Origin of the sequence: Bacteroides cellulosilyticus DSM 14838, from assembly GCF_000158035.1 — a bacterium.
Taxonomy (GTDB): domain Bacteria; phylum Bacteroidota; class Bacteroidia; order Bacteroidales; family Bacteroidaceae; genus Bacteroides; species Bacteroides cellulosilyticus.
Genome location: NZ_EQ973490.1, coordinates 2,155,383 through 2,163,821, shown reverse-complemented (window position 1 = coordinate 2,163,821; position 8,439 = coordinate 2,155,383). Strand labels below are relative to the sequence as shown.

General features: G+C 42.9%; 4 protein-coding genes and 1 pseudogene. All 5 read right to left on the bottom strand.

What is annotated here, in order from left to right:
* A pseudogene (locus tag BACCELL_RS26850) lies at nucleotides 1-326 on the bottom strand (alpha-galactosidase); the annotation flags it as partial.
* 145 nt (nucleotides 327-471) lie between these two features.
* Nucleotides 472-2,415 carry a RagB/SusD family nutrient uptake outer membrane protein gene (locus BACCELL_RS12335; protein ID WP_007212137.1) on the bottom strand — a complete coding sequence of 648 codons (1,944 nt, stop codon included), beginning with the start codon at nucleotides 2,413-2,415 and terminating at the stop codon, nucleotides 472-474.
* A 24-nt stretch (nucleotides 2,416-2,439) separates the two neighbouring features.
* Nucleotides 2,440-5,796, bottom strand: a complete 3,357-nt coding sequence (locus BACCELL_RS12330) for a SusC/RagA family TonB-linked outer membrane protein (RefSeq protein WP_007212136.1) — start codon at nucleotides 5,794-5,796, stop codon at nucleotides 2,440-2,442.
* A 46-nt stretch (nucleotides 5,797-5,842) separates the two neighbouring features.
* Complete coding sequence (locus BACCELL_RS12325; RefSeq protein ID WP_044153816.1) at nucleotides 5,843-6,358, bottom strand: sigma-70 family RNA polymerase sigma factor; 516 nt, start codon at nucleotides 6,356-6,358, stop codon at nucleotides 5,843-5,845.
* A gap of 205 nt (nucleotides 6,359-6,563) precedes the next feature.
* The coding region (locus BACCELL_RS12320) for a helix-turn-helix domain-containing protein (RefSeq protein WP_007212134.1) at nucleotides 6,564-8,439 on the bottom strand (1,876 nt) is incomplete at its 5' end.

Genomic DNA, 8,439 nt, shown 5'->3' with positions numbered 1-8,439 from the left:
TTCTGCCGACTGGTTTCTACGTTCACCACTTCCAGGCGAAGCGCCATACTGCCATCGCTGTGCTGTACGGCCAGAGCAGTTTCAGACGGACAATTCAAGCCATAGACCGGATAAGCGGATAAATTACCTTTCTCAGCACTGTTGATTGCCCGGAAATCCGCCTCCGACAGTTTACTGCCATAATATATATATTTCAATTCCTCCCCGACCGGAGCCGAAAGTACCAAGGAGGTTTTAGTGGTAGAAATTGATATATTCTGGGCACACAGACCACTTACCACACCACACAGCGTAGTCAGGAAAATGATTTTTCTAATAACATTCATACTATATATGTTCTATTTGCACTAATACAATTACATGAACAGAAATACTCAAAAGCACTCAGGAGACGTTGCTTTTTGAGTATTTCTGTTTTATCGGTCAAGCATTTACCATGTATATCTTCTTTAGCGGTAAACTACTCTTCTATCAATATCCAGGATTCTGCAACAGAGCCGGGTTCAACTGAATCTGCGACAGAGGAATCGGATACAGATAATTTTTACGTTGCATATTGAACTGAGACTTATCGTTGATAATCAGCGCCTTTGAGCCATCTTCCAATGTTTCAAAACCATATACGGCAGCAGCCGAAGAATATAAGGCCTGAGTATTTCCACCTCCTTCATAGCTGAACGTTACCAGCTCCGTATCTGTTCCGTCAGGATTCTTCACCACAATGCCCGAGCGGTTACTGTTCAATACTTCTTCGGCAATTCCCCAACGCAACAAATCATAAGGGCGTAAATTCTCATTACGTAATTCTACAGCCCGCTCATTGCGAATGAGTTCAAGCACCGTCATATTTCCGGCTTTACCGGTATTGGCCAGATAGTTGGCGTTGGCCTGTGCCACGGATGCATTACTGATGCGGGCAGATCCGGCACGATCATGCAGCAGATTGATGGATTTATTCAGATCTTCATCAGAGATGGCACCATTCCCCAGCTCACATTTGGCTTCCGCATATATCAGATAAACTTCTGCCAAACGAAGTACAGGATAGTTATAACCTTCATCCTCATCTCTATAATCTTTGCGCTCCGAACACATCTTACGATTCTGAAAGCCCGTATACCCGGCATTAAGAACAATGGGATAATAAGGAGTACATGCCGAAGGGAAGTCAAAAACCGTCACATAATCGGCTTTGGCATAAGTAGTTCTATCCGCACCGTTCGATCCCATGAAATAATAGATATCTCCCGGCCTTTTGACGCATGAGGTCAGACGCGAGTCGCGGTTATCGAAAATATCCGTCAGTTTATCATATCCGTTGTAGTCCTTGGAATACAGATAGGGCAAACCATCCGTGGTGCAAGGGAACATATTCATCATCTTGATGGTGATGGCACTAGCCTGGTTATTATCACCTCCCAAAGACTTGGTGACATTTTTGGCAATGCGGTTATCATCATGGTTATAAGCAATCTGGAGAATAAACTCATGATTCTTATCTTTCTTGAAACCCATCGGATTCGTATCCTCATCCTCCAAATTGAAAAGGTAGTTATAGGCAATACTTTCATACGCCGTACCTTTGGCATTCCACAATTCATACTTTCCGGATACAATGATTTCATTGGCCAGTGAAGCCGCTTCGGTCAGCATGCTTTCCACACTTGGATAATCGGAAGGTTTGCTACTTCCGGCTCCCTCCGAAGTTCCATTCCCATCAGTGGTGACACCTACATATTTCTCCCATGTACCTTCGAACAGCAGCACCCGTGCCTTGAAGGCCTGTGCACCTTGCCGGCTCACTTTGCCGTCATAATCAGCCTCATCCGAAAGGTGAAGAATCGCATAATCCAGATCGTCCAATATCAACTTCACAACCTCATAACGCGAGTTGCGAGGGGCATACAGTTCACCGGAAGTAGATGAAAGAGATTCTGTAACGATGGGGACACCGCCAAATCGCTGAAGTAAATAGAAATACTGGTAGGCACGAAAGAAGCGGGCTATGGCAAGTGAGGCACTGATATCATCCGTACCGCTATATTCATCACCCTTTTCGATAACAACGTTACACTTACGGATTTTAGCATAGCACAATGACCAGTAAGCATCGTTTGTAGATGCAGCCTGCGTGCCGGCCGCTATGGAATGTACCCCGCTGATGATGTCGGAGTTATTATCCATGATGTCATAGAAGGTTCTGGTATATTTAGTCCCGTTGACCGTCTCCGACATATCTTTGAATCCGTAAAAGCTGTAAGTACTTTTGGCTGCCACTTCAAATTCCTTCGCACTTTTGTAGTAGTTGGCTTCAGTTTGCTGGTCTGTAGGAGTCAGATCCAGAAAATAATCCGAGCAAGAAGTCGCGCACAACACTATGGCGGTTGCAGTCATCGCAAATAATATCTTTTTCATGTTCTTTAATTTTTCAGTTAATAATTAGAAAGTTAAATCAACACCAAGCGTCCAACTACGGCTGAAAGGAAGGGTGGTTCTTGCACTAGTTCCCTTTTCCGGATCATATCCGTCCGACAGACCTGTGATTTCTGCTACATTATCGCCCGAGAAATAAAATCTCAGTTTCTCTATCTTCCATCTACTTGTGATGGAAGAAGGAATGGTGTAACCGACAGTAATGTTTTTAAGACGGGCATACCATGCGTTCTGAATGGCAGTATCATTGTTGTCTACATTCCATTTATTCTTATCCTGCTGCAAAGAAAGACGGGCATACTCAGCATTCTGATTGTCCCAAGCCCATGTATCAAGGTGAGTGGTCAGGATATTGGTATAGTTAACATAGAAAGCACATGTGTTCATACCTGTATCACGCAGAATGTTACGTTTTCCCACTCCTTGCACAAATAAAGAAAAATCGAAGTTATTCCATCTAGCTCCCGCATTGAGACCGAAGTTGAAGTGAGGGTCCGAATCGCCATAGTGATAAACGTCTCCAGCTCCGGTATTCCCTTTTCCATTTGTCGTGTCATTGTCAGGATCAAGAATCAATACCTTCTTACGGTCGCCCGGACGCAGATGAGTGCTTGCACTGCTTTGCGCTACTTTGGCCAAGGCACTGTTTCCGGCATATTGCTTGTAGTAATCAGCAATCTCATCATACGAGGTAAAATAACCGTCAGTCTTGTAAACGAACAATGAATTTAACGGATAACCTTCGCGTACTTTCACCAGACCCGCTGTCCAAGTATCCGTTCCTGCATAATCCACCACCATGGAACGGGCGTCACTCAAAGAAGCACTTACCCAATAATCCACTTTTCCTACACGGTCGTTCCAACCAATTACGGCTTCCCAACCTTTCACACGGAGTTTTGCATCGTTAGTGGCTGCTGGATTTGTTCCCAATACATCCGGATACGTAAGGGAAACCAGCATATTATTGTTCTTCTTCTGATACCAATCGAAGCTACCGGTCAGGCGGTTACCAAACAGGGCAAAGTCAACACCGATATTCAGATTTTGCAATTTCTCCCAGGTACGTGAGTAGTCGGTCATTTTAGAAAGATAAGCAATTTGTTCCTGACCACCATTGAAGTAGTAAGTACTCAGCGTGATGGCAGACAGATAGTCATAGTTGCCCAATTCGCTCACCGCACCACCTGTGACACCATAAGAAGCACGCAATTTCAGATTATCCAGCCATTTTACATTCTTCTTCACAAAATTCTCTTCAGAGATTCTCCATCCTACACTGGCGGCACCAAAGTTACACCAACGGTAGTCTACATGAAATTTAGAAGTACCGTCGCGACGTCCCAAAGCCTCAATCATATATTTCCCTGCATAATTGTAATTCAAACGAGTCAGATAGGATATATATCCTTGCGCATTAGAACCGCCGGTTACTGTTTGGTTGGTTGATCCTGCCGATCCGGTATTCAGGTCAAACAAACCGTCGTATAACAAATCCGTACGTTTGGCCGTCACGTTCTTGTAGGTTCTCTTCTCAGCATTGGCACCAACCATGGCAGCTACATTATGCACATTGCCGAATGTATGATTGTAATCCAGTTGCAAGGAGTAATTTTCATAGAAAGTGCGCTGGCTACGTTCCTGCGCATAGCTCTTTGTCCCTGCATTGACTACATTCAACTGCTCATTCACGTCATATCCTATCACCTCTCCATTTCCGTTCTTTTCTATATTTACGGCATAAGGCGCTCCTACATAATATGTTGTCTTATACTCAGTTTGCACATTATTATTCTTAATGAACGACATAGAACCGGTTGCTTTCAGGTCCTTGGTCAACTGGGCTGTCAACGTATTGGAATAACGGAATGTCTCAAATTCTTGTTTTGCCCGTCCACCGGCCTGCATAGCCGATAAGGGAGAACGCCCACAAACATAGAAATCATAATAATTTCCGGAAGGAGTATAGGCCGGTGCCGCAGGCGCATCATACATACCAGAGTTGTTACCATCAAGCCCATCGAGCGGGCTGTCTTTATAACGATTGCTATAAGAAATATTCATATTGAATACCAGCCACTTAGTAATATCATAGTCCGCATTCATACGTGCATTGTATTTTTTGATACCGTCGTCTGTAGCTATAATAACAGAACGGTCATCAGCATATCCCAAAGATGCCGACCAACGTGCACGTTCGCTGGAACCCTGAATACCGATATTGTGCTGAGTGCTCCAGGTGGTACCATAAAGTAAATCCAACCAATTATTTGACTCATAATAATGTATCAGATTATTAGTATCCACGTAAGTAAACGGATCTCCAAGTGCCATTTTATCAATTACCAACAGATTGGTATCATCAAAACTGACACCGGCATGGGGTGTCTTACCACCTACTGCCAATACATTATTCCAGGTTTGCCCGTTGACGTAACGTTGTGTAATGACTTCCCCTCCATTCCCATCTGATTCTACAAAATCCTGGTAAGAAGCCTCCGCCATGGTCGAAGCAAAATCTCTCATACCTGCCAGCGGTATCATATTGGCAGGAGTATTGGCTGTAACCATCCCATTATACGAAATTCTCAGCTTGTCACCCTTCTTTCCCTTTTTCGTCGTCACCAAAATAACACCACCTGCCGCACGTGCTCCATAGATGGCTGCCGATGCATCTTTCAGTACTGATACATTCTCAATGTCATTGGGATTCAACGAACTGAATTCCGTATTGCTGATAGCAGGAACTCCATCAATAATTACCAATGGTTCCACCTTATTGGTAGAGGAAGCACCACGCAACTGAATAGTCATATCTTCATCACCCGGGCGGGCCGAAGTACGCGTAATGGTCAAGCCCGGAATCTGTCCCTGTAACCCAATAGCAGTATTGGATACCGGACGGCTCTCCAGCACATCCCCACTAACCGATGCAACCGCACCAGTCAACGTCGCTTTCTTCTGAGTACCATAACCCACAACCACCACTTCGTCCAGCAGTTCAGAATCCTCTTGCAGAATGATTTTAATATTCTTTTTACCGCTAAGGGATATTTCTTGCGTTTTATATCCCACAAAAGATACGACCAAAGTGGCATCGGGCGATGCACTCACTGTAAAATTACCATTTATATCCGTAATTATACCGGTTCCCGTTCCCTTTATCAAGATGCTGGCACCAATTACGGGTTCACCTTTGGCATCCACTACCTGACCGGTTACAGTACCGGTTTGCATCACAGCCTGCACTTCAGTGGCATCGGCCGCAAATACTTCCAGAGGACTACCCGCCATAAGGACAGAAGTCACCACCGTAGAGAACAAGATTCTTTTCGACGAGAATTTCAAAAATTCACTCTTCATAATTTATAAATTTAAAATTAACACTATTGATATCGACATTATCTAATTAGATGCATTGTTTTATGTACTCGCGCACTTCCTTACGGCTGATAAACAGATGGTTCTCAACCGTACGCTGCGAAAGATTAAGCTCTTGTGAAATTTCCCGGACCGTCTTACCTTCAAAGCGGTTCATCGCATAAATCGTTTTACGCTGGGGCGGAAGCAAACTCAACTTATACTTCTCGCGAGACAATAAGTCATTAGCAATCACGCGGCTTTCCGTATCATCAGTACGTGCCATCGTATATTCATATATATAAGGTGTAAGGGCCTGAGTTCTATAAAAGCGACGAAAGAAATCATTCACCAGATTACTGGCAATGATAAAAATAAAGGACCTGATTGTTTCTTTACAAAGCATCTGATTATAATCCATCAAACGAAGGAATACATCTTGTGACAAGTCTTCTGCTTCCGCTTTATTATTCACTTTACGATATATATAAAGATATACCAAGTGGTGATAGGCTATGTAGGAATCGGCTATCAATCGGTCGGAAGTTATCACTGTATTTCTCATTTCCATATATTTTTGATTAACTTTATGCTGCAAATATAGAGCGCAGAAATCAAAAAAAGCCTCATCTTCACCTCCTATATATTCCACTCTATAGAGGCGGACAAAGTATGCAGATAACAGACTATCATACAAGAAATTAGCAACATAAAAGAAAGCGTCTCAATTTATTATATGAGACGCAGGAAGAGAGAAAAACTATTTTATTTTACTTTTGAGTATCCTCCAGACTCTTGATATATTCACTCGGAGTAATGCCATTTACTTTCTTAAAATAACGGAAGAAAGAAGTTCGCGAGCTAAACCCGCACAACTCCATCAAAGCATTCAATGTGTATCTTGTGTGTTCACCCTTACTCACCAAAGATTTAAACTCGGCAATGCGGTAATCATTGATATAGTCATAATAATTTCTCTTCAGGTATTGATTAAACAAATAAGACAAAGTATAAGAAGGAACTCCAATGATCGAAGCCAAATCCGCAATCTTTAGTTCAGGATTAGTATACGGCTTCTCTTCCCGCATTACTTTTTTCAGTTTTTCCGTCAGACGCTTACATTCTTCTTCGGAGAAATTACTGGTTTTGTATTTTTCCTCCATTGATAAATCAGCGTCCTCCATCCCCTTACCGGATAACCGGAGTTCTTCAGGCACACGCAAAAAACGGGCAGTTTCCTTATTCTGTAACTTCCTTTTCCACAAATAATAAGCTGATAAAGCCGCCAGTATGATTACCGCCAAAGTAATTCCATAGCCATACCAGTTTACGGATATCTGCATATGAATACGCAGGCATGTTTCGGACTTAGGATTCCCCATACGCCGAACCTTAAAAAGGTAGTTACCCGAAGACAGATCATAATAAGTGACTTCAGATTTTCCTGTCAGAACCCGCCAATCTTTATCCACTCCTTCCATCTGATATTCATAAGCCATATAAGCAGGATCGGTAAAGGTAAATCCGGAAAAGTAGATAGTTACATTATTCTGCGAAGCATCCAATGACAACTCTCTTACGCCATCTTTAACGGTCAGACCTGCCCCGGGCACTTCCTGCCCATTCACATGAACAGCAGAGATGACTGTTTTATAATCCAACTTGTTCTCTTCATTTTTCCAATCAACCGATAAGCCAATCAGTCCTCTGGCATTCCCAAACCATATCACCCCACTCTCATCTATCACCGGGTTACAGGCTAGAAATACCGGTCCCGGTATTCCATCCGCAAAACTATAAGGAATAAAAGTATCTTTCTTATCATACCGGTACAATCCGTTATTCGTTGCTATCCATAGCCACCCTTCCTTATCTTCTATCATGAACATTGCATCTTTTCCTTCCAAAGGGGTATTAGCCTGCATCTTCCGGAAACGGCTCATGGATACATCTGAGATAAAGATATCTCCCTTGTACGGCAAAAAATAAAGTTGATGGTCCGAATCTTCATACATCCCACATATTTTCTCTTTATCCACAAATCCCTCAGGGAAGACACCTGTCTTCATAGAGTCGGAAAGAGGATCCCATATACAGATGCCATTTTCTGTACATATCCATCCTTTAAGGGTGGAATCAAAGTAGATCACATAGATATTCCCTTCCGGCAAATGCGAATTATCACTGGAAAAATGTTTCGATAATTTCCCGTCCTTATAACGGTAAACCCCATTGGATGTCCCTATCCATAAATTATGATCCTTGTCGGCAGTAATACAGAATATATGACCGTTCACAAAAGGCATCGGCCTTCCCGGCTCAAAATCGTCTATTTTCTTGGTTTCCCTATCAAACACATACATTCCACCGCCGTATGTACCGATGTAGACCTTACCTTGCAAAGCGTAACTACAGGATATAATACTGGAACGTAATTGCGGGGAAGAATACTTGATAGCATGACCGTTGCGTTCGTCAATGTAGAATAATCCATTGCGGGAACCAATCAGTTTCTCTTCTTTACCGATGAATATGGTGCGAACCGGAATGTCTTTCGAAGTAAAATAAGGAGTACTATAAATAGAAAAGAGTCCGCTCTGATAGACTGTATAGTCCAATCCCAACTGGCATAATCCTACCCATATC

Excerpts from the sequence above, each read along its gene's own strand:
- BACCELL_RS12325 (WP_044153816.1), bottom strand. The coding sequence starts at position 6,358 with ATGAGAAATACAGTGATAACTTCCGACCGATTGATAGCCGATTCCTAC.
- BACCELL_RS12330 (WP_007212136.1), bottom strand. The coding sequence starts at position 5,796 with ATGAAGAGTGAATTTTTGAAATTCTCGTCGAAAAGAATCTTGTTCTCT.
- BACCELL_RS12335 (WP_007212137.1), bottom strand. The coding sequence starts at position 2,415 with ATGAAAAAGATATTATTTGCGATGACTGCAACCGCCATAGTGTTGTGC.